This is a genomic window from Acrocarpospora sp. B8E8, from assembly GCF_039871605.1.
GTDB classification, from domain to species: domain Bacteria; phylum Actinomycetota; class Actinomycetes; order Streptosporangiales; family Streptosporangiaceae; genus Acrocarpospora; species Acrocarpospora macrocephala.
The window spans coordinates 187,632-208,183 of sequence record NZ_JBDPLV010000012.1; the positions used below are offsets into that span (position 1 = coordinate 187,632).

At 69.8% G+C, this 20,552-nt stretch carries 23 protein-coding genes; 13 read left to right on the top strand and 10 right to left on the bottom strand.

Features of this window, described 5'->3' with window-relative positions:
* The first annotated feature begins 327 nt into the window (after positions 1-327).
* Positions 328-1,623 (top strand): isocitrate lyase, encoded by a 1,296-nt coding sequence (gene aceA, locus ABGB08_RS14245; protein ID WP_347590244.1) that lies wholly within the window; start codon positions 328-330, stop codon positions 1,621-1,623.
* A 71-nt stretch (positions 1,624-1,694) separates the two neighbouring features.
* Complete coding sequence (locus ABGB08_RS14250) at positions 1,695-2,684, top strand: hypothetical protein (protein ID WP_347590246.1); 990 nt, start codon at positions 1,695-1,697, stop codon at positions 2,682-2,684.
* Position 2,685: 1 nt separating this feature from the next.
* Here the strand turns inward: ABGB08_RS14250 and ABGB08_RS14255 are convergent, their stop codons facing one another.
* Both ABGB08_RS14255 and ABGB08_RS14260 read right to left on the bottom strand, forming a co-directional pair.
* Positions 2,686-4,188 carry a serine/threonine-protein kinase gene (locus ABGB08_RS14255; RefSeq protein ID WP_347590248.1) on the bottom strand — a complete coding sequence of 501 codons (1,503 nt, stop codon included), beginning with the start codon at positions 4,186-4,188 and terminating at the stop codon, positions 2,686-2,688.
* Between the two features lie 158 nt (positions 4,189-4,346).
* Positions 4,347-5,333 carry an alpha/beta hydrolase gene (locus tag ABGB08_RS14260; RefSeq protein ID WP_347590250.1) on the bottom strand — a complete coding sequence of 329 codons (987 nt, stop codon included), beginning with the start codon at positions 5,331-5,333 and terminating at the stop codon, positions 4,347-4,349.
* A gap of 97 nt (positions 5,334-5,430) precedes the next feature.
* Here ABGB08_RS14260 and ABGB08_RS14265 point away from each other — a divergent pair, with 97 nt between their 5' ends.
* The 4 genes from ABGB08_RS14265 to ABGB08_RS14280 all read left to right on the top strand — a co-directional run bounded on the left by ABGB08_RS14265 (position 5,431) and on the right by ABGB08_RS14280 (position 8,232).
* Positions 5,431-5,826 (top strand): DUF3052 domain-containing protein, encoded by a 396-nt coding sequence (locus ABGB08_RS14265; protein WP_155359142.1) that lies wholly within the window; start codon positions 5,431-5,433, stop codon positions 5,824-5,826.
* Between the two features lie 143 nt (positions 5,827-5,969).
* The gene (locus tag ABGB08_RS14270) at positions 5,970-6,644 is read left to right on the top strand and encodes an ABC-2 family transporter protein (protein ID WP_347590252.1); all 675 of its coding nucleotides are present in this window, start codon (positions 5,970-5,972) and stop codon (positions 6,642-6,644) included.
* Positions 6,637-7,425: an ABC-2 family transporter protein gene (locus ABGB08_RS14275; RefSeq protein WP_347590254.1), complete on the top strand. Its 789-nt coding sequence runs from the start codon at positions 6,637-6,639 to the stop codon at positions 7,423-7,425. Before ABGB08_RS14270 ends, ABGB08_RS14275 begins: the two co-directional genes overlap by 8 nt.
* Positions 7,426-8,232, top strand: coding sequence for an ATP-binding cassette domain-containing protein (locus ABGB08_RS14280; RefSeq protein ID WP_347590256.1), 807 nt, complete (start codon positions 7,426-7,428; stop codon positions 8,230-8,232).
* On the opposite strand, the gene ABGB08_RS14285 is transcribed toward ABGB08_RS14280, so the two are convergent.
* Positions 8,156-8,632 carry a hypothetical protein gene (locus tag ABGB08_RS14285; protein WP_347590258.1) on the bottom strand — a complete coding sequence of 159 codons (477 nt, stop codon included), beginning with the start codon at positions 8,630-8,632 and terminating at the stop codon, positions 8,156-8,158. The two genes, ABGB08_RS14280 and ABGB08_RS14285, sit on opposite strands and share 77 nt — an antisense overlap.
* A gap of 421 nt (positions 8,633-9,053) precedes the next feature.
* Between ABGB08_RS14285 and ABGB08_RS14290 the strand changes: the two genes are divergently transcribed.
* Both ABGB08_RS14290 and ABGB08_RS14295 read left to right on the top strand, forming a co-directional pair.
* Complete coding sequence (locus ABGB08_RS14290; protein WP_347590260.1) at positions 9,054-9,626, top strand: MFS transporter; 573 nt, start codon at positions 9,054-9,056, stop codon at positions 9,624-9,626.
* 215 nt (positions 9,627-9,841) lie between these two features.
* Positions 9,842-10,585: a YcnI family protein gene (locus ABGB08_RS14295; RefSeq protein WP_347590262.1), complete on the top strand. Its 744-nt coding sequence runs from the start codon at positions 9,842-9,844 to the stop codon at positions 10,583-10,585.
* Between the two features lie 52 nt (positions 10,586-10,637).
* On the opposite strand, the gene ABGB08_RS14300 is transcribed toward ABGB08_RS14295, so the two are convergent.
* From ABGB08_RS14300 to ABGB08_RS14315, 4 genes are read right to left on the bottom strand one after another with little or no spacing between them, the layout of a single operon-like run.
* The gene (locus ABGB08_RS14300) at positions 10,638-11,792 is read right to left on the bottom strand and encodes an ABC transporter permease (protein WP_347590264.1); all 1,155 of its coding nucleotides are present in this window, start codon (positions 11,790-11,792) and stop codon (positions 10,638-10,640) included.
* Positions 11,779-12,747 (bottom strand): ATP-binding cassette domain-containing protein, encoded by a 969-nt coding sequence (locus ABGB08_RS14305; protein WP_347590266.1) that lies wholly within the window; start codon positions 12,745-12,747, stop codon positions 11,779-11,781. The genes ABGB08_RS14300 and ABGB08_RS14305 overlap by 14 nt, the downstream gene beginning before the upstream one ends.
* A 2-nt stretch (positions 12,748-12,749) precedes the next feature.
* Complete coding sequence (locus tag ABGB08_RS14310) at positions 12,750-13,034, bottom strand: hypothetical protein (protein ID WP_347590268.1); 285 nt, start codon at positions 13,032-13,034, stop codon at positions 12,750-12,752.
* Complete coding sequence (locus tag ABGB08_RS14315) at positions 13,006-13,923, bottom strand: hypothetical protein (RefSeq protein ID WP_347590270.1); 918 nt, start codon at positions 13,921-13,923, stop codon at positions 13,006-13,008. The genes ABGB08_RS14310 and ABGB08_RS14315 overlap by 29 nt, the downstream gene beginning before the upstream one ends.
* 162 nt (positions 13,924-14,085) lie before the next feature.
* On the opposite strand from ABGB08_RS14315, the gene ABGB08_RS14320 reads away from it, so the two are divergent.
* The 4 genes from ABGB08_RS14320 to ABGB08_RS14335 all read left to right on the top strand — a co-directional run bounded on the left by ABGB08_RS14320 (position 14,086) and on the right by ABGB08_RS14335 (position 18,521).
* Positions 14,086-14,760, top strand: coding sequence for a response regulator transcription factor (locus tag ABGB08_RS14320; RefSeq protein WP_155347786.1), 675 nt, complete (start codon positions 14,086-14,088; stop codon positions 14,758-14,760).
* On the top strand, positions 14,750-16,141 hold the full coding sequence (locus ABGB08_RS14325) for an ATP-binding protein (protein WP_347590272.1): 1,392 nt from the start codon (positions 14,750-14,752) through the stop codon (positions 16,139-16,141). The genes ABGB08_RS14320 and ABGB08_RS14325 overlap by 11 nt, the downstream gene beginning before the upstream one ends.
* A 364-nt stretch (positions 16,142-16,505) precedes the next feature.
* Positions 16,506-16,994, top strand: coding sequence for an ATP-binding protein (locus ABGB08_RS14330; RefSeq protein WP_347590274.1), 489 nt, complete (start codon positions 16,506-16,508; stop codon positions 16,992-16,994).
* A 105-nt stretch (positions 16,995-17,099) separates the two neighbouring features.
* Positions 17,100-18,521 carry an aspartate aminotransferase family protein gene (locus ABGB08_RS14335; protein WP_347590276.1) on the top strand — a complete coding sequence of 474 codons (1,422 nt, stop codon included), beginning with the start codon at positions 17,100-17,102 and terminating at the stop codon, positions 18,519-18,521.
* A gap of 38 nt (positions 18,522-18,559) precedes the next feature.
* On the opposite strand, the gene ABGB08_RS14340 is transcribed toward ABGB08_RS14335, so the two are convergent.
* The 3 genes from ABGB08_RS14340 to ABGB08_RS14350 all read right to left on the bottom strand — a co-directional run bounded on the left by ABGB08_RS14340 (position 18,560) and on the right by ABGB08_RS14350 (position 20,243).
* A complete protein-coding gene (locus ABGB08_RS14340; RefSeq protein WP_347590278.1) occupies positions 18,560-19,663 on the bottom strand; it encodes a hypothetical protein in 1,104 nt (367 codons plus the stop codon).
* Between the two features lie 188 nt (positions 19,664-19,851).
* Positions 19,852-20,013: a hypothetical protein gene (locus tag ABGB08_RS14345; RefSeq protein WP_347590280.1), complete on the bottom strand. Its 162-nt coding sequence runs from the start codon at positions 20,011-20,013 to the stop codon at positions 19,852-19,854.
* Positions 20,014-20,120: 107 nt separating this feature from the next.
* Complete coding sequence (locus ABGB08_RS14350) at positions 20,121-20,243, bottom strand: hypothetical protein (protein ID WP_347590282.1); 123 nt, start codon at positions 20,241-20,243, stop codon at positions 20,121-20,123.
* A 24-nt stretch (positions 20,244-20,267) separates the two neighbouring features.
* Here ABGB08_RS14350 and ABGB08_RS14355 point away from each other — a divergent pair, with 24 nt between their 5' ends.
* A complete protein-coding gene (locus ABGB08_RS14355; RefSeq protein WP_347590284.1) occupies positions 20,268-20,504 on the top strand; it encodes a hypothetical protein in 237 nt (78 codons plus the stop codon).
* Positions 20,505-20,552 lie beyond the last annotated feature (48 nt).

Here is a 20,552-nt window from a genome sequence, read left to right on the forward strand (position 1 = left end):
ACCCCTGTGTGAGCCACCCCACACCCCCACCTCCCATCAACCCAAGAAATCCGGGTAAAACACCATATATCGAGACAAAACGACCCCGGGTTCGTGTGACCCACCTCACACAGATTGGTCTAGTCCAAAGAGAAAACTCAGCGATTCTTCTCCCGCGAATACCCGACAGTATTTTGGCACAAGAAAATTTGGCCTTCTTTCGAGCTTCCCTACCTTGCTGGATCTCTTGACGTCGACACAAACTCAGACCAAGCACCCAGGTGACGACACCGCCGTCGGTGAGCCCCCCGGGCCCGCGGACGAGCACGCAACAAGGGAGTGAAACCGATGATGGTCGAACGCCTCAGATCCGCCGCCGCCCAACTGCGGCACGACTGGGAGAGCAATCCCCGTTGGACCGGCACCAAGCGGACGTACACCCCTGAGGACGTGGTGAAACTGCGCGGCTCCGTGCAGGAACAGTTCACCCTCGCCCGCCTCGGCGCCAAGCGCCTGTGGGACCTCCTGCACACCGAGGACTACGTGAGCTCGCTCGGCGCGCTCACCGGCAACCAGGCCGTGCAGCAGGTGCAGGCGGGCCTGAAGGCCATCTACCTGTCCGGCTGGCAGGTCGCCGCCGACGCCAACCTGAGCGGGCAGACCTACCCGGACCAGAGCCTCTACCCGGCCAACTCGGTCCCGGCCGTGGTCCGCCGGATCAACAACGCGCTGCTGCGGGCCGACCAGATCACCTGGGCCGAGTCGTTCCACAACGGCGCCGACGACCCGCCGCAGTGGATGGCCCCGATCGTGGCCGACGCCGAGGCCGGGTTCGGCGGCGTGCTCAACGCCTACGAGCTGATGCGCGCCATGATCGCGTCCGGCGCCGCGGGCGTGCACTGGGAGGACCAGCTGGCCTCGGAGAAGAAGTGCGGCCACCTCGGCGGCAAGGTCCTCATCCCGACCGGGCAGCACATCAAGACCCTGAACGCGGCCCGGCTGGCGGCCGACGTCTGCGGCGTGCCGACGGTGGTCATCGCGCGCACCGACGCGCAGGCGGCGACCCTGCTGACCAGCGACGTCGACCCCCGGGACCAGCCGTTCACCACGGGCGAGCGGACCGCGGAGGGCTTCTACCGGGTGCGCGAGGGGCTGGAGCCGTGCATCGCCCGGGGGCTGGCGTACGCGCCGTACGCCGATCTGCTCTGGATGGAGACCGCCACGCCGGACCTGGACGTGGCCCGCCGGTTCGCCGAGGCCATCAAGGCCGAATACCCGGAGCAGATGCTCGCCTACAACTGCTCCCCGTCGTTCAACTGGAAGCAGCACCTGGACGACTCGGCGATCGCCAAGTTCCAGCGCGAGCTCGGCCACATGGGATACAAGTTCCAGTTCATCACCCTGGCCGGCTTCCACTCGCTCAACTACTCGATGTTCGACCTGGCCAGCGGCTACGCCGAGGACGGCATGAGCGCCTACGTCGAGCTCCAGGAGCGCGAGTTCGCGGCCGAGTCCCGCGGCTACACCGCCACCAAGCACCAGCGTGAGGTCGGCACCGGCTACTTCGACCTGGTCAGCACGGCCATCGCGCCGGACTCGGCGACCACCGCCCTGAAGGGCTCCACGGAGGAAGCCCAGTTCTGATCCCCCGATCCGCGGCCCCGCCATCGCAGGTCACCCTCCAGGACCTGACGGCACAATGGCGGGGCCGCCGCATGCAACCGCTCCAGCAGGTCTGGCCGGAGGCGATTCACGAGATTCCCGCGGAGCTACCCAATGGCAGGAAATTTCAGCCTTTGTTCTTCCTGGGCGCGGGCAAGGTCCTGGTCAGCACCGAGTCGAGCTTCGAGAAGGTCGACATGCTCGCGTCCTACGACCTGGCCACCGGCGAGACGAAGGATCTCGTCCGCGTCATCACCCCCGCGAACGCCGAGCTGTTCGCCAGCGAGTTCACCGCCGGGTCCGGGGTGATCGCCTGGACCACCGCGCGCAGGGCCGGAGACCAGTTGATCGCCGAGATCTGGACCGCGCCCGTCACGGGCGGCGAGGCGAGCGTGCTCGGCTCGATCAACGACGTGAAGGAGGCCGAGGGCGGCGCGGTGCACGGGTTGACCGTGGACGGCGACGCGGTCTACTGGTCCACCGGCGGGACCGGCGGCGTCTGGCGGTTGCCGCTCACCGGCGGCGTGCCGGCCCAGGTGCCCGGCACCGAGGGTTACCACATGTTCGACTATCCGTGGGTGGGCAAACCCGCTGTATACAGCAGAAGCAGCTACGCCGACTTGCTCAACGTCCAGTCCGGGGAGACCCGAACCGCGGTGGGGAACGAGAACGAGGGCTGGGTCTGCGGTCTGACCCGGTGCGTGGGAGATCTGCCGCGCGAATCCGATGGGGCGAGTCTCCCTGCGGCGACCACCCGCCTCAGGGACGGTTCAGCACAGCGGACCTTCCCGGCTCTCAGCGGGGGCGGACATAGCTTGATCACCATGGACCGGTTCACGCTCCTCATGATCAACAATCCGGGCGGGGGCACGGTGGGCATGGCGCTGACCGACCTGGTCAGCGGCGAGGTGGCGGACCTGGGCCTCAGGCCGAACGCCGACAGCAGCTTCTCCTACCACGCCTTCAGGAGTCCCGACTCCGACCTGTACGCCTATGCGCTCAAGGGCAAACAGATCATCGTCGACCTGAAGGCCATCGAATAGCTCACGGAGAGGGGCTGGGAGACGGCGACGGGCTCGGTGAGGGCGACGGCGACGGGCTGGGCTGGGGGGACTCCTCGTCGCCCCATTGCGGCTCGGTGCTGATCCCCCCGGTCGGGGTCGGCGTGCCACCCGGCGGGGTCGACGGCGCTCCCGTGGCCGTCGGCGGCGGCGGGCTCGTCACGGGCGGCGGGGACGGCAGCGCCGACGTCCACGGATCCTCCGGCGTCTCCCCGGTCGGGTCGACGGTGTGCGTGGTGGTGACCGTCACCGGCCCGACCGCCGTCGCCCCCGGAGCCGTCGGCGGCCGGGCCGTGCCGAGCACCTGGCCGGGCCCGACCGTCCGGTCCACCCCCGGCACCAGCATCGGGAACGCGATCGGCGGCTCGGCCACCTTCTCCACCTGCGCCGGGGTCTGCGCGGCGGTCGCCACGGTGATGGCCGCGATGGCGGCCGTGGCCAGCGCCGCGAACCCCGCGTGCGAGACGTGTACGCCGGGCCGCTCCTTGCGGCGGCGCTTGGGCGCCGGCCCCTCCTCGACCGGCGGGAACTCCATCGAGTCCGGCTCGCGCGGGATCGGCGGGTACGGCACCGGCTGCCAGATCTCCGCGAAGACCGACGCCACCGCCTGCCGGTTGTCCCCCGGCAGCCCGATCCCCCCGGCGGCGAGCAGCGCCGACAGCAGTTCGGCGGCGTCCGGGCGGTCCAGGGGCTCCTTGCGCAGCGCGGCGGCCACGGTGTCCCACAGCAGTTTCGGCACGGCGGCGACCCGCGGCTGCTCCACCAGGATCCGCCGCATGATCACCTCGGGCTCGCCGGACCCGAACGGATGGTGCCCGGTCGACGCGAACGCGACCAGGCAGCCCCAGGAGAAGATGTCCGAGGAGGGCAGGGCGTGGCCGCCGGTGAGGCGTTCCGGGGCGACCCAGCCGGGGCTGCCCATGACCTGCCCGGCCTGGGTGTGGGCGGCGGCCGTGTCCAGGTCCCTGGCGATGCCGAAGTCGATCACGAAGGGCCCGCGCGGAGAGAGCAGGACATTTCCGGGTTTGAGGTCGCGGTGCACCAGCCCGGCCTCGTGCGTGGCCAGCAGGGCGGCGGCGGTGCCGAGCGCGACGCCGTACGCGAGATCGGGGGTCAGGGCGCCGCGGGCGGCGACCACCTGGGAGAGGGCAGGGCCGGGAATGTACTCGGTGACCAGGAAGGGCCGGTCCCGGTCGAGCCCGTCCTCGATCACCGCGGCCGTGCAGAACGGGACGACCCGCCGGGAGAAGGCGACCTCCTCCTCGAACCTGGCCCGCAGCGTGCGGTCGGCGAGATGGACCGCGTGCGGCGTCTTCAGGGCCACCAGGCCGCCCTCGGGCCGCTCGGCGAGGTACACCACCCCCATCCCGCCGGTGCCGAGACGGCCGAGCAGCAGATACCGCCCGATGATCACCGGGTCCCCCACGGTGAGCGGCCGGACGCCCGGAGGCATGCCGCTCTGGAGCCCTGTCCCGTCTCGTGCCATCCGGAAGTACCCCTCCGACTCAAAGTGCTCGCAAGGGCCACTGTGGTCGGATGGAACGCGCCATGCCGCTAACTAGTCACAGTCGGCATGAACAGGTAAGGCCACTGGCACCCGCAGGTAAGAATCCGCAGGTCGCAGTGGCCCCAATAATCACAGAGCTATGCCGCCGCCGCGTCCGGCTCGCGGGCCTCGACGGCATGGACGAAGGTCTGAATGTGCCGGAAGACCATCCGGGCTTCCGGCACGATATCGGCCAATATGGCGAAGACGTGTGGCATTCGGTTCCATTCCTCGTACCGCACGGCCACCCCGTCGGAGCGGGCGCGCAGCGCGACCCGGTGGGCCTCGTCCCGGAGCACCTCGGTGGAACCGGTCACGATCATCAGCGGAGGAATGTCGGTGTAGTCACCGAAAACGGGGGATACGAGGGGGTCGGTGGAGTCGAGTCCGGCGGTCCACTGCCTGGCCAGCCAGTCCATGCGGCCCGCGGAGAGCATCGGGTCGGCCCAGCGGTTGGCGCTGCGCTGCACATCGCTGAGGTCGGTCCACGGGGACAGGCAGATCCCGGCCGAGGGGGCGGGGAGGTCGCGGTCGCGGATCGCGAGCAGGGTGGCCAGGGTCAGGTGCCCGCCCGCGGAGTCCCCGGCCAGGACGATGTTCTCCGGTTTGAAACCGCGATCGAGCAATCCCGTGTAGGCGGCCACCGAGTCCGCCAGCGAGTCGGCCAGCGTGTTCACCGGGCCCTGCCGGTAGTCCAGGGCCAGCACCGGACGGCCGGTGACCGTCGAGAGCCGCCAGGTGATCGGGCGATGGGTTACCGGGGAGCAGACGAAATAGCCACCCCCATGCAGGTAGAGCACGACTTTACCCTCGTCCAGGCCCTCGTCGCCGCGGACCCACTCGCCGGAGCAGCTGCCGAGCTCCTCTGCCACGATGGTGGCCTTGGGGGGCATCATGCCCGGGAGGAGCCCCGGCACCCGCCCGCCCAGGGCGATCAGCCGCTGGGTCAGCATCAGGCTCGCCGTGTTCCGCAGGAGAACCGTGGAGATGGGTTTCATCGTGCCGCGCAGCAGTCCGTTGCACGCGGCGGCCTGCCAGCTGATGGGGTACGTAGGGTGAACGTCTACGTTGATCTCGTCGTGCATGCAGACCTCCCTATAAGGACATTTCCCCCAAACAGCGATTCCTACTCCGGGTAGGTAACCGTGCGCTTACGGCGGCGTTACAAAAGGAGCATAAAGGATGTCCGGATACTCTGGTACACCGTTGCCGAAAAAGCTCGGGATCAAGCCCGCGCATCGGGTTCTGCTGCTCGACGCGCCGGATACCCTGGCCGCCGACGGGGTCCTCGGGGATGCGGCCGACGACGGCGCGGCGGAGCCGTACGACGTGATCCTGCTGTTCTGCCTGGACCAGGCCGCGCTGCACGCCGGATTCCCGCCGGCGGCGGCGCGGCTGGCGAAGAACGGCGGGCTGTGGGTGTGCTGGCCGAAGAAGTCGAGCGGGGTGCCCACCGACCTGTCCGAAAACCCCATCCGGGACTACGGTCTCGCCCGCGAACTCGTCGACAACAAGGTCTGCGCCGTGGACGCCACCTGGTCGGGGTTACGCTTCGTCTACCGCCTGGCCGACCGCTAGGCGTACGATCAGGGCCGACGACGCTTCGGAGGTGCGCCGCCTTCCCCCTTTACGCCCGCATTGCCTGGTACGGCTTTCGCCGGCACAGCGCCTACCGGGCCGCCGCCATCGCCGGGGCGTTCACGAACACCGTTTTCGGCATTTTGCGGGCCTACGTCCTGATCGCCCTCTGGGACGCCCGACCGGGGCTCGGCGGCTACACCGTCGCCGACGCGATCACGTTCTGCTTCCTCAGCCAGGCCTTCATCGGGCCGATGCAGATGTTCGGCGGCGGCCTGGCGCTCAGCGAGCGGATCAGGACAGGAGACATCGCGTTCGACCTGGTCAGACCGGCTTCCCTGCTGGCCTGGGCGATGGCAGACGATCTCGGCAGGGCCGCGTACCTGACGCTGCTGCGCAGCGTGCCCCCGACGCTCGTCGGAGCGTTCCTGTTCGGCGTCGTCGCCCCCGCCCAGCCGGGCTTCTTCGCGCTGTCCTTCGCGCTCGGCGTGAGCGTCAGCTTCGCCTGGCGCTACCTGGTCGCGCTGTCGGCCTGCTGGATCATCGACGACAAGGGCACCCAGACCCTGTCGTCGGTGCTGACCATCTTCTTCAGCGGCATGATCCTGCCGCTGACCCTGTTCCCCGGCTGGCTCGGCACCCTGGCCAACGCCTCCCCGTTCGCCGCGATGGTCCAGGTCCCCGCGGACATCTACCTCGGCGCCCGGTCCGCGGCCGGCGGCCTGGCGTTCCAGGCGTTCTGGGCGGCCGTCCTGCTCGGCGCGGGCGCCCTGCTCACCCGGCGGGCCCGCCGCAAGGTGGTGATCCAGGGTGGTTAGGGCCTACGTGCTGCTCGCCTGGACCTGGCTGCGCGCCTCCGCGCAGTACCCGGCCTCACTCGTCCTGCTCACCCTCGGCTCGTTCGTCATCAACGGCCTGGACATCGCCGCAATCTGGGTCATCTTCGCCCACACCCGGACCCTGGCCGGCTTCACCCTCCCCGAGGTCATGTTCCTGTACGGCACCGCGGGCGTCTCCTTCGCCCTCGCCGACCTGCTGTTCGGCAACGTGGAACGGCTCAGCCAGCACATCAGGGCGGGCACCTTCGACACCATGCTGATCCGGCCGGTCAGCCCGTTCGTGCAGATGGCCGCCGACCGCTTCGGCCTGCACCGGCTCGGGCGCGTCGCCCAGGCGGTGGCGGTGCTCGCGATCGCCCTCGCCCAGCTGGCCGTGCCCGGCTCCCGGGCCTGGATGATCCCCCTGATGATCCTGTGCGGCACGGCCATCTTCGCCGCCGTCTTCGCGCTCGGCGGCGCGCTGCAGTTCCTGCTCACCGACGCCCCCGAGGTGGCCAACGCCTTCACCTACGGCGGCTCGCAACTCACCCAGTACCCGCTCAGCGTGTACGGCGAGCAGCTCGTCCGCGGGGTGACCTTCGTGCTGCCGCTGGCCTTCGTCAACTGGCAGCCCTCGCTTTACGTGCTGGACCGGGACGATCCGCTCGGACTGCCCGGCTGGCTGCGCTTCGCCTCGCCGGTCGCGGCCCTCGTCCTGGGCGGGGCCGCCGCGCTGGCCTGGCGCGCCGGACTGCGACGTTATCGATCGACGGGATCCTGAATGATCAAAGCCGAAGAGCTGGGGCGGACGTTCAAGGTCCGGCGGGCGGTCGTGCACGCGGTGCGGGACCTGTCGTTCACGGTCGGGCCCGGGGAGTTCGTGGGGTGCCTGGGGCCCAACGGCGCGGGCAAATCCACGACGATCAAGATGCTGACCGGGATTCTGGCGCCGTCCGCGGGGCGCGTGGTGGTGGCCGGGCTCGATCCGGCCCGGAAGCGGAAGGCGCTGGCGCGGCGGATCGGCGTCGTCTTCGGCCAGCGGACCACGTTGTGGTGGGATCTGCCGCTCCGGGATAGCTTTGAACTGATCCGGCTCCTTTACAAAGTAGATCGGGTTCGTTTCCGGGAGCGGCTGGACGAGCTGTGCGCCATCCTCGACCTGGGGGATTTCCTGAGGACGCCGGTGCGGCAGCTCAGCCTCGGGCAGCGCATGCGCGGCGACATGGCCGCCGCGTTGCTGCACGATCCGGACCTGCTGGTGCTGGACGAGCCGACGATCGGGCTCGACGTGGTCAGCAAGGCCGGGGTCCGGGAGTTCCTGCTGCGGATGAACGCGGAACGCGGGACCACCGTGCTGCTGACCACGCATGACCTGGGCGACATCGAGAAGCTCTGCCGGCGGGTGCTGCTGATCGACCACGGGCGGCTGGCCTTCGACGGGAGCGTGGCGGGCCTGCGCGCGCTGGCGCCCGAGGAGACGTCGATCGAGGATGTGGTGACGCGGCTCTATGTCAGTAGTACTCCGGCTGGGTTTCCTCGTATTCGTCCTCTTCCTCCTGCGGGCGGCCCGCCCAGCGGGATGGCATGAGGACGGGGACGAAGAGGGCGATGCCCAGCATGCCGTACACGCCGTTGCCGAGCAGGGTGAGCATGCCCTCGCCCGCTTCGGAGATCTCCTTCTGCACGGAGGCGCCGATCGGGGCCAGGGCGGCGGCGCGGGTGACGTCGATGATGTAGACGACCGTCCAGGCCAGCAGGATCATGGACGGGATGAAGGTGGCGACGGGCGAGATGCGGCCGGCCAGCAGGAGGCCCACCAGCAGGCCGATCACCAGCATGATGCCCAGGGCGATCAACATCCGGGTGTCCCTGAGTGGGTCGATGTTCTGAACCATGCCCCGGAGCGATTCCCGGGAGGCCCAGCCTCCGCCGAACAGCAGGGCAGCGGCGACGACGACGCCGACGAGCAGCCCGAATATGTGCCGCATGATCACCACCTCGTGTGAGAACGCCCAGAGGGAGGAGGCGTTCGTGCGGTTCGCGGCCACATTAGCGACAAACCTCTAAAAAAGGCACGCGCCCGCACGGGATAGATCTTCAACGGCGCCACACCTTCTAGACCACCCCATGAGCATGAGAAGATGTGCAACCGTGGTCCCCCGCCTCCCCCGACCCAACCGCCCGGCCTCCGTGCCGGTGCGGCGTTCGGGGACGCCGGACACCCGGACGAGCATCTTCCCTCGCCGTGCGAGGCAGGCGACTCCTCGATCGTTTTCCGGTCATGACTCGGCGGGTATGCGTTCCCATGACACGGCGGGCCTTCCATTGCTTTCCGGCCGTGCCTCGGTTTCCAGCCGTGACTCAGCTGGGAAACGTTCCCGTGGGACGGCGGATCTTCCGTTCCGGCTGATGAGGTCTGCGGCGTTCGCGGCGGTTTGTGTGTTGCTCGCGGCGGTGGCGCACCGGCTGGCCGGTGGGGACGGGCCCACGGCGCCGGCGCTGGCCGTCGCGGCGGCGGGTGTCTTCGCGGGGTCCGCCATGCTGGCCGGGCGCGAGCGATCGCCGGTGCTGATCACGAGCGTGCTGCTGGTGGCGCAGGGCGGGCTGCATGAGCTGTTCAACCATGGCGCGACGGTCAAGGCGATCCTGACGTCGCGGCTGGCCAGCGTTCCGGCCGCGCCGGTGGCCGATCATCAGACGCACGGGCTGGGCATCTCGCTGGGGATGCTGATCGCGCACCTCACCGCGGCGCTGGTCACCGCGTGGTGGGTGGGCCGAGGCGAGGCCGCCTTGTGGTCGGTCCTCCGCCGGATGGGAATCGCCGCGGTCCGGGTGCTGCTCAGGCTGTTCGCGCCCGTTGACGCGACCGGACTGGTGGCGCTGCGCCGAGTCGCGCATGGATGGCACCACCTGGGGCTGCCGAGAACGAACGAGCCACTTCGCTACATCGTGGTCAGACGGGGCCCTCCACTACCCGTCTGAGCCCTGGTCGCGGAGTTGGCCCATGTCACGGGAATCCTTGTCACACCGTCGTGGACGTCACTCCGTCATCGATCCACATTCCCGGCATTTCCCCTGTGGGCTGCGTATCGCTAGATGAGATCCCTTTCGATCTCCGGTGAGCGCGGTTCATGTCGAGCGCGCTCCAGTGGTACGCCCGGCGTTTCATGCTTCCGATATTTCCCAGTGGAGAACACATGTCCATCCTCCGTCGCGCCATCGCCGTCACCGCCGGTGCCACCGCTCTCGCCTTCGGCCTCGCCCTCCCCGCGCTCGCCCACGTCACCATCAACCCCGGAACCGCCGAGAAGGGCGGCTTCGCCAAGGTCGCCTTCCGGGTGCCCAACGAGCGCGACGACGCCTCGACCACCAAGATCGAGGTCTCCCTGCCGGTCGACCACCCGCTCCCGTTCGTCTCCGTACGACCCGTGCCAGGCTGGGACGTGAAGGTCACCGAGAGCAAGCTGCCCGCCCCCGTGCAGTCCAAGTACGGCGAGATCACCGAGGCCGTCACGAAGATCACCTGGTCCGGCGGGAAGGTCGAGCCCGGGCAGTTCCAGGAGTTCGAGGTGTCGATGGGCGCCATGCCCGACAACGTCGACCAGCTCGTGTTCCCGGCCACCCAGACGTACTCCAGCGGCGAGGTCGTCAAGTGGGCCGACGAGCCCAAGGCCGACGGCGCCGAAGCCGAGCACCCGGCCCCGACCCTGAAGCTGATCGCCCCGACCGGCGACGACACCCACGGCGCCGCCGCGATGGCCTCCCCCACCGCCTCCGCCGCCCCCTCCGTGGTCGCGGTGCAGAACAACGCCCAAACCGAGCCCATCTCGGCCGCCACCTCCGACGGCACCGCCCGCCTCATCGCCGGCATCGGCGTCGCGATCGGCATCATCGGCGTGGGCGTCGCGATCGTCGCCCTCCGCCGCCGCCCCACGGCCTGACCTCCCCCACTGGCCGTAGCCGTGCGCACCGCACGGCCACGGCCGGTGAGTCTCAGGCGGTGATGTCCCGGCTGGTGAACCGTGCCCAGGCGATCGCCCCGAAGACCAGGATGTACGCCCCGAAGGCCAGCAGTCCCTGTCCCATCTGATCGACGGCGATCGGGGCGCGCAGCGCTCCGTCGAACTTGTCCCACCAGGACGTGAGCAGGTATGGGTCGATCACCGCCAGCTGCGGGATCGCCTGCAGCACCCGCGCCACGACGACCAGCACGAGCGTGGCCGCGATCGCCCAGATGGGCGCCTCGGTGAACGTCGAGATCGCCAGCGCGAGCGCCCCCAGCGCGGCCATTCCCGCAGCCGCGTACAGCGCGACCAGGCCGATGCGCAGCAGCCCTTCGGCGAGCGGGACGGTGCTCCCCGACAGCAACGTCACCGGCCCAACCGGAAACAACACCAGCCCGGTAATCAGCGCGGAAACCGCCACCACCCCGCACGCCGCCGCCGCGAACACGACAACGTTGAGGTATTTCAGCACCAGCAGCCGAGTGCGTCCCGCCGGGGCGGTCAGCAGATACCGAAGCGTCCCCAAGCTCGCCTCGCCCGCGATCGAATCCCCCGCGACCACCCCGACCGCCAGCGGCAGCACCAGCGGCAACATCACGAAGAACGCGGCGAAGGTCAGCACCAGCCCGTTACCCGCGACCTGCCCGACAAAGTCGACCCCGTCACCGGCCACCCGGATCGCCACACCGATCAGCACCGGCACGACCGCGAGCACCGCCAGCAGGGCCAGATTCCTGGGCCTCCGGAAGGTCAGCCCGATCTCCGACCCCAGCAACCGGACCACCGCCCGAGTCCCCGACATCGAGAACGACTCCACCCCGTGCCTCGCGGCGACTTGGTCCCCCGTCGGCTCCTCCGCGACACGGTTCCCCGTCGATTCCTCGCCAGCGGAGTCCATCCTGGTTCGCCCGCCGACGCCGTCCATCCTGGAATCCTCCAGCGGGGTGCGTCCGACGGCGTCCATCCTGGATTCATGGCTGGCAGAGCCCGCTCCACCAGCGGAGTCCACCCTGGACCCCTCGCCGACGACGTCCATGCGGGATTCCTCCGACCGAGTGAGTTCTGCGCCCTCACCGGCCATCGTCTCCGATCGCGAAGCCTCGGCGACCTGCGCGGGCTGGGTTAGCTGGTCATGCTTCGACATCGAATCCCTCCCCGGTGAGATCGACGAAAAGGTCCTCCAGGGTGGGGCGGACCACCTGGATGCCGCGGACGGCGATGCACTCGCGGACGAGGGCGGCGGTGACGAGTTCGGGAAGCATGTCGGCGAGTTCGGCGGAGAGTTCGCCGGGGCCGGGGCGGACGTCGGTGAGGCCGAAGGCGGTCAGGGCGGCGGCGGCCTCGGAGACGTCGGGGGTTTCGACGCGGATGCGCGGGACGTTGGCCGAGCGGAGTTCGGTGAGCGGTCCTTCGGCCACCAGGCGGCCGGTGCGCATGACGCCGATATGCGTGCACATCTGCTCGACCTCGGCGAGCAGATGGGAGGAGACGAAGACGGTGGTGCCGCCGGCGGCCACGTCCTTGATCAGATTGCGGACCTCGCGGGTGCCCTGCGGGTCCAGGCCGTTGGTGGGTTCGTCCAGAACGAGGAGCTCGCGGGGCCCGAGCAGGGTGGCGGCGATGGCCAGGCGCTGGCGCATGCCCAGCGAGTAGGCCCGGTAACGCTTCTTGGCGGCGGCCGCCAGCCCCACCCGGTCGAGCGCCTCCGCGACCCGCCGATCCACCGTGCGCGGATCGGCGCTGGGGTCGGCGGCGTCGAAGCGCCGCAGGTTGGCGGCCCCGGACAGGTACGGGTAGAACGCCGGGCCCTCCACCAGCGCCCCGACCTTGGTCAGCGCCTCGCGCGGCGACCCGGATCCCAGGATGGAACTGGTCCCGGCGGTCGGCGCGACCAGGCCGAGCAGCATCCTGATCGTGGTCGTCTTGCCGGAGCCGTTGGGGCCGAGGAAGCCGAACACGGCGCCGCGGGGGACCGTGAGGTCCAGCTGGTCCACGGCGAGCTGGCCGCCGCGGAACCGTTTGGTCAGGCCGCGGGTGACGATCGCGGCCCCCTCGGCGGGGGACGCCATGAGCGCGTCCCCCGCCGCATCGATCGTCATGGTCATTTCCGGCCGGCCGCCTCGTACAGAACCTCGGGCGTGACCGCCCCGGCGACGACGCGCCCGTCATCGGTGAGCAGCACGGACACCAGCTTGGTCTTGATCAACCGGCCGCTCCCCCAGGTGCCGCTGACCGGCGTCGCGGCCTTGAACACGCCGTCGACGACCGCGCTCATCTGCGCCCCGGCGCCCATTCCCCACTCGCCCTCGCCCCCGGTGAGCCCGCCTTCGGTGAGCCCGCCTTCAGTGAGCCCGCCTTCAGTGAGCGCGCCTTCGGGCAGCGGCATGACGACCACGGTGGACCAGCCGGACCCGATCACCTTCGCCTGCTCGCCGGCGGTGTGGTCGATACGCGCGACGGTCTTCTCGTTCAGGGCGGGCAGCTCCCCCTCCTCTACCTTCGCTCCCGGTGGCGGGGTGAACGAACGCGAAGTTCTCCGGGGCCGGGCGGGAGAAGGTGACCGAGTCGAAACCCACCTCGAAGGCGGGTTCGGCGGCGCCCTTCGCGTAGACCTGCACCCGGAGCGGGATGAGGGTCTCGCCGTCGATGGCCACGCGGATGTCCTTGATCAGCGAGGCTGGCGTGGTGGGCGTGATCACCAGCTCGTACGCGGCCCGCCCGGCCACGGTGGCGTCGTTGCCGACGCTGATCGCGGTGTCCCCGTCGGCCGCCGCCAGCGCCTGCTCGGCCGCCTGCTGGGGTGTGATCACGCTGGGCGGCAGGGTCGGCGCGGCCGGAGCGACGGGCGTCTTGATCCTCGTCGCCGTATTGGCGGCGCTGTCCCACCACCAGGTCTGAGCCCCGTTGACGATCAGGTCGTGCTCGCTCATGTGGCCGGGCAGCGCGATCCTGACCTGCGACTCCGAGCCGTACCAGATCTTGACCTGGTGGGATCCGGCCAGCAGGCCGAGCGGCGTGTTCGCCTCGCCGGCCAGTGAGGACAGGCCGGGCACGCCGAGGGACGCGGTTTCGATGATCGTCCCGGACATGGGCGGCAGCTTTCCGGACTGCCAGCGGGTGCCGACGTCGGCCAGCAGCTGCTGGGCGGTGAGCTCGGGCAGCGCCGGATCCCCCTGGACCGAGGCGATCACAGGGCCCGCTCCGACGGCTCCGGCCACCACGGCGATGGCGGCGACCGGCACCCCCCACCTCACGGCGCGTGCTCTCTTGGGCATTTCACCTCTCCAATCTGATGGATACGGCCCCACCTTGCGCGCTTCCCCCTGTGCCGAAGCTGAGAGGCGCTGAGATCCCTCTCAGCCGGAACTCCCTCCCCAGGTCCCGCTCTGACGTCCCTCTCAGCCGGGTCTCAGCAGGTAAGGGCCAAAATGGGGGTCATGCGGGTTCTGGTGGTGGAAGATGAGCGGCGGATGGCGGCGGCGTTGCAGCGCGGCCTGCGGGCCGAGGGGTTCGCCGTGGATCTGGCCCACGACGGCGAGGAAGGGCTGCACCTCGCCCAGGTCGGCGACTACGACGTGGTCGTGCTCGACATCATGTTGCCGAGGCTGTCCGGCTACAACGTCTGCAAGCGGCTGCGAGCGGAGGAGAACTGGGTGCCGATCCTCATGCTCTCCGCCAAGGACGGCGAGTACGACCTGGCCGACGGCCTCGACCTGGGCGCCGACGACTACCTCACCAAGCCCTTCTCCTACGTCGTGCTGGTGGCCCGCCTCCGCGCCCTGCTGCGCCGCGGCGGCGGCCGCCGGCCGTCGGTCCTGCGCGCCGGGGACCTCACTCTGGACCCGGCCCGCCGCCTGGTGTCCCGGGGGTCGGCCTCGATCGAGCTGACCCCCCGCGAGTTCGCCCTGCTCGAATACCTGATGCGCCACCACGACGAGGTCGTGTCCAAGGTCGAGATCCTGGAACACGTCTGGGACACCTACGACACCGACCCGAACGTGGTCGAGGTCTACGTCGGCTACCTGCGCCGCAAGATCGACGCGCCGTTCGGCCGCACCGCCGTGCAGACCGTGCGAGGCGCCGGTTACCGTCTGGTCAGCGATGGCGGCTGACCCCCCTGCCAGCGGTCTGGAGCGGTGGCGGGGGGCGGCCGGGTGGTGGCGGCGGCGTAGCCTGCGGGTCCGGCTGACCGTCGTGGCGGCGGCCGTGCTCGCGCTCGGGCTGGCACTCTCGGCGTGGGTGTTCGTGGACGTGCTGACCCGGGCGCTGGTGGGGACCATCGACGAGGGGATACACCAGCGGGCCCGGGAAGCCGTCGCGCTGTCGGACGCGCGCCGGCTGGACGGGCCGATCGTGACCACCGACAACACGATCGTGCAGGTGATCTCGCGGGACGGCCGGATCATCGGCGCCACCGGCAACACCGACCGGCTGGTCCCGCTGCTGTCGGCGGAGTCCCGCGCCGCCGCCCTCGCCGAGGGCGGCGGACGTTTCCTGGACGGCCGCCCGTACGGGATTCCCGGGGTGCTCCGGGTGACCGTGCTGAGCGCCGACAACGGCACGACGGTGATCGCGGCCCGCTCGTTCGCGGAGGTGCAGGGCAGCATCCGGGCCGCCGGGCACGTCCTGCTGATCGGCACTCCGCTGCTCATGGTCCTGCTGGCGGCCGCGTCCTGGGTGGTCATCGGGCGGACGCTGCGGCCCATCGACGAGCTGCGCCGGGGCGCCACCGAGATCACCGGCACCGCGCGCTCGCGGCGGCTGCCGGTGCCGGAGGCGCACGACGAGGTCCACTCGCTGGCGATGACGCTGAACGACATGCTGGCCCGGCTGGAGGACGCCGGGGCCCGGCAGCGTGCCCTGGTCTCGGACGCCGCCCACGAGCTCCGCAGTCCCCTGGCCAGCATCCGGCTCCAGCTGGAAGTGGCGCTCAACCACCCCGAGGGGCAGGACTGGCGGGAAACCGCCGAAGGGGCGCTCGAGGACACCCTGCGCCTGGCCCGGCTGGCCGAGGACCTGCTCGCGCTGGCCCGCATGGACGAGGGCCGCCCATCCCGCCGCGAACCTGTCGATCTCAACGAACTCGTCTCCCGCACCGCCGACCGATACGGCATCGCCGCCGACCTCCCCGCCGCCACGCTGACCGTCACCGGCGACGCCATGGACCTCGGCCGCGTCCTCACCAACCTGATCGACAACGCGGTACGGCACCGCACCGCGAAGGTCGCCGTCGCCCTCACCCAAGCCGATTCGCCGACCCCCCGCACCGCCGAGATCACCATCACCGACGACGGCCCCGGCATCCCCGCCGAAGACCGGGAACGCGTCTTCGACCGCTTCACCCGCCTGGACACCGCCCGCAGCCGCGACGACGGCGGCGCGGGCCTGGGCCTCGCCATCGTCCGCACCACCCTGCACGCCCACGGCGGCACCATCCACCTCACCGACGCCTCCCCCGGCCTCACCGCCGTGGTCCGCCTACCCCTGACCTGAGCCGAACTCCCGACCGCACGAGGCTTCGAGAAATCCGGTGGTCCCGTCTGGTGAAGGCCGCCAGAGGCCGTTAAGGGCTGCGCCTCCTTGGCGATCTTCGGTGCCGCCCGCATGCCGAAATGGACGTAAGGCGTCCCGAACACCAGCGACAGCCACGGCGCGCTGACGGGGCCGAGGCCCGGCATCGCAAGCACCGTGCCAGACACCGCCACCAGGTCGGCCTCGATTGGGGCTTCACTCCGGGAGCAGCCGATCAGGTCCTGAACACGGTTATGGCCTACATCATCGAGGTGTCGACCAGTGAGCCCCCCCCCGCACGGCGCTTGGCTTTGGGCTCGGACGGAGAAGAGGTAGAACTTGTGGGGTGAAAGGGAGCCACCCGTTTGATCTTTGTTGTGGGTTGCCGGGTTCGGGAAAGACCACACTGGCGCGGCGGCTGGCTCGGGAGCTGCCTGCCATTCGTTTGTGCCCCGATGAATGGTTGAGCGGGTTGGGCGTCGACCTCTATGCGGAGGAAGGGCGCGACCGGCTGGAGGGTCTCCTCCGGCAACACGCGTATGACCTGCTGAGACTCGGGCAGGATGTGATCTTGGAGTTCGGCTTCTGGGCTCGGGCTGAACGTGATGAGCCGAGGCTCGCCGCTCGTGCGCTTGGCGCGGCAGTCGAGCTGCGCTACCTGGACGTGCCCCTCGACGCGCTGTGGCGGCGGCTGGAGTCTCGCAACAGTGCGGGGGCTCAGGAGGTGGCTCTCATTTCGAAGGATGCGATCGAGCGATGGGCCAAGGTCTTCCAGGCCCCTGACCAGGACGAGCTTGCGCTCTTCGATAAGCCTCAAGTCCAGCGTGACGGATAGCTGGTTTGCGCCGATCGGAGCTGCCGCGCCCGTGGCCTCACTGAAACTCAGTGAACGGACCTTAGGGTGGGCGCAGCACTGATCGACCTCTGTCAGGAGGACGCCATGTTTCCCAGAATCGGCCGCCCGGTCGCCGATCTGCTCGCGGAACTGACCCGGCTCAAGGCCGCCGACCTTCCCGTGCGTGGCGGCAAGGTGACGGCGTATGTATACGACACCGGGCGGGCGGAGGTGCACGACGCGGCGTTCGCGGCCTATGCGGAGATGCTTGAGGTGAACATGCTCGATCCGACGGCCTTTCCCAGCATGGTGGCGCTGGAGAAGCAGGTCGTGGGGGCGGTGGCGGAGCTGCTGGGGAACCCGGCGGCGCCGGGGATCTTCACCAGCGGCGGAACCGAGTCGATCATGCTGGCGGTGAAGGCGGCCAGGGACGCGCGGGCGGTGGAGCGGCCGCGGATCGTGGTGCCGGTGACCGCGCATCCGGCGTTCCACAAGGCGGCGCACTATCTGGGCGTCGAGGTCGTCGCGGTTCCAGTGGACCTGGAGACGTTCAAGGTGTCGCCGGACGCGATCGAGGCGGCCATCGACGAGCGGACGGTGCTGGTGGTGGCGTCCGCGCCGTCCTACCCGCAGGGTGTCATCGATCCGACCGGGGAGATCGCCGCGCGGGCGGCGGCGCGTGGCGTGCCCTGCCATGTGGACGCGTGCGTGGGCGGCTGGCTGCTGCCCTGGCTGCGCGAAGCGGGGGCCGACGTGCCGCCGTTCGACCTGAGCGTGCCCGGCGTGACCTCGATCTCCTGCGACCTCCACAAGTTCGGCTACGCCCCGAAAGGCGCGTCGGTGCTGTTGTTCGCCGACGCGGCGATGCGGCGGAAGGCGTATTTCGCGTCGGCCGCCTGGCCCGGTTACACGATCATCAACTCGACCGTGCAAAGTTCACGGTCGGCCGGCCCTCTCGGCGGGGCCTGGGGAACCCTGCAAGCCCTCGGCCGCGACGGATACGCCGAGCTGGGCCGTACCACGCTGGAGGCCACCCGGCGCCTGGCCGACGGCATCGCGAAGATCCCCGGACTGCGCGTGCTCGGCGAACCCGAGGCATCCCTGGTGGCCTTCGCCGGATCCTCCGAGGTGGACGTCTTCGTCCTGGCCGACGAGGCACGCAAACGCGGCTGGTTCCTGCAGCCCCAGCTCTCCTACGCCGGCATCCCCGCCAACATCCACATCACCGTCACCGGCGTCACCCACACCGGCGTGGACGCCATGCTCGACATCATCGCCGAATCCACCGACTCCGCCCGCGCCAAGGGCCCCGCCCAAGTCCCGCCCGGCCTACCCGAACTCATCGCCGCCCTCGACCTGGACGCACTAGACGACGCCACCTTCACCGACCTAGCCGCCTCGGTAGGCATCAACCTCCGCAGCACGGACCAGCCCGAAATGGCCACCGTCAACGCCGTCCTCGACGCCTTACCCGCCCCCACCCGCGAATCCATCCTGATCCGCTTCCTATCAGTCATCTACTCCTAGAAGCTCCCGCATCCATGATGCTCAGCGTGCTGAGAGGACTACTTTGGGCGGTCCTTGCCTTCTAGGAGGGTCCAGATTTTTACCCTGTAGGTGCCGAAGGTGCCGGTTGCTTCTAGTTGGGTGCGGCCTCCGTCGAAGGGCGATTCGATGGGGTGAGTGTTCAGGACGCGGGCGTAGACGGCCAGGAGGGCGCGGCGGTCGTTGGCGGGGACTTTGCAGGAGTGGATGTGGAGTTCGATGGTTTCCTTGTCCACCTTGATTGAGATGTCCATGGTGGGGTTCGCGCCGAGTTTGGTGGCTGATTCGACCATGGCTGTCGCGGTCTGGAGGGCGCCGGTGATCGACCCGGCGGTGTCGGTGCCCGTGCCGGTTTGGGCTGACGCCTCCCAAGGGCGGCTTGCGAGCAGGCGGGGCATGGCGGCCAGCTGGCCAACGTAGAACCATGTTTCGAGGGCGCGTTTGAAGTTGGTCTCGGTGGTGCCGGAGAGGTTGGCGTCGCGACCGGCGCTGTGCAGGGCGCCGGCGTAGTCGGCAGCGGCGGCGGCCTGGGAGGCGAGCTTCTTCAGCCAGTTGACGGCCTGGGTCTGCTCCTCGGTGACGTTTGTGCGTTCCAGGGCGTACAGGGCGGCGTCGACCCGGGCGCGGAGGGCGGGGGCGGCCGACATCATGGCGGTGACGTGTTCGGCGGGGAGGGACTCGACGACGACCCAGGCGGGGAGCCGTAAAGGCAGGTCGATATCGGCGGTGAGGTCGTATCCGGGGTCGGCGCGGGCTTGGCGCGCGCGGGCGATCCACTCCGGCACCTCCGACAGCCACACGTACGCCTGGCCGTGGGTGACCTCGGGGACGAAGCCGACGGTCGCCTTGTCGGCCGCGTAGTCGGCGTCGAGGAGCGCTTCGCCGAGGGTCTGCAACACGAATCCGTTCCAGGCCGCGAGCAGCTGGCTGCTCACCGCCTGCGTCGCCGCCCACGGGGTGACCTGGTCGACAACCTGGTCCTCGCGCACCTGCTCGGCTGCCATCAACTCGTCATAGGCGGCCCGGCCCGCACTCCGCAGCGCCTCCAGCGTCCCCGTGTCCCGCTCACCCGCGAACGCGGCTCGCAACTTGGCGGCAAGCGGCGGCTTGGACGGCTGCGTCACGACATCCTCCAGCACTCGACGGTCAAGCCCAGCAACTCTAAACACCCACCCCACACCCGCCCAGGTCCACTAAGGCCATCTTCCGGAAGGACAACTTCATGACACTCGGCCCACCGTGATCAGGGTTGAAGGAGTTCTCAGATCATGAGGCCGAGAGCGATCAGCGGGTTGTGGAAGTCGTCGCGGGCTCAGCGGGTTCCGTCGGCGATGTTGGTGAAGGTGAGCTGGCGTGACGGGCCGATCGCGTAGCTGCGCATGATCGCGGGGATCGATGGAGCTGTGGCGGTCCGGATCTTGCACCGGTCTTCGCCGAAGGTCGCGTCTCGGACTGTCGCAACGTCACGCAACACCCCTGGCGGCCCCCGGGAGAACGGAGGTGATGATCCTTGTTCTCGATCGATCGCTCGCTCGCTGCGGATGAACTCGGCCGGTCGGCGGGGACCGGCCCGGTGAGCGGTCAGGGTGGTGACCCCAGGACCGCGACGGTCGGCAGCGGCTTGCAGTTCCGGTCGTCGACCTTCGGTTCGATCAGGTAGAGCTGTGTGACGTGCGGGAGGCGTGTCCCGGGTGGGGCGAGCACGGTCTGGATGATGCGGATCTCGGTGTGGCCGTGGCCGTGGCCGTGGCTGTGGCCGTGGCTGTGGCCGTGGCTGTGGCCGTGGCTGTGGCCGTGGCCGTGGCCGTGGCTGTGGCCGTGGCCGTGGCCGTGGCCGTGGCCGTGGCCGTGGCCGTGGCCGTGGCCGTGGCCGTGGCCGTGGCCGTGGCCGTGGCCGTGGCCGTGGCCGTGGCCGTGGCCGTCTGCTCGATGGGGACCTCGCTCCAGGGCAGGGCGTTGAGCTGATCGAACAGACCCCTGCTGATTCCCGCCGGCGGGGAAGACAGGGAAGGT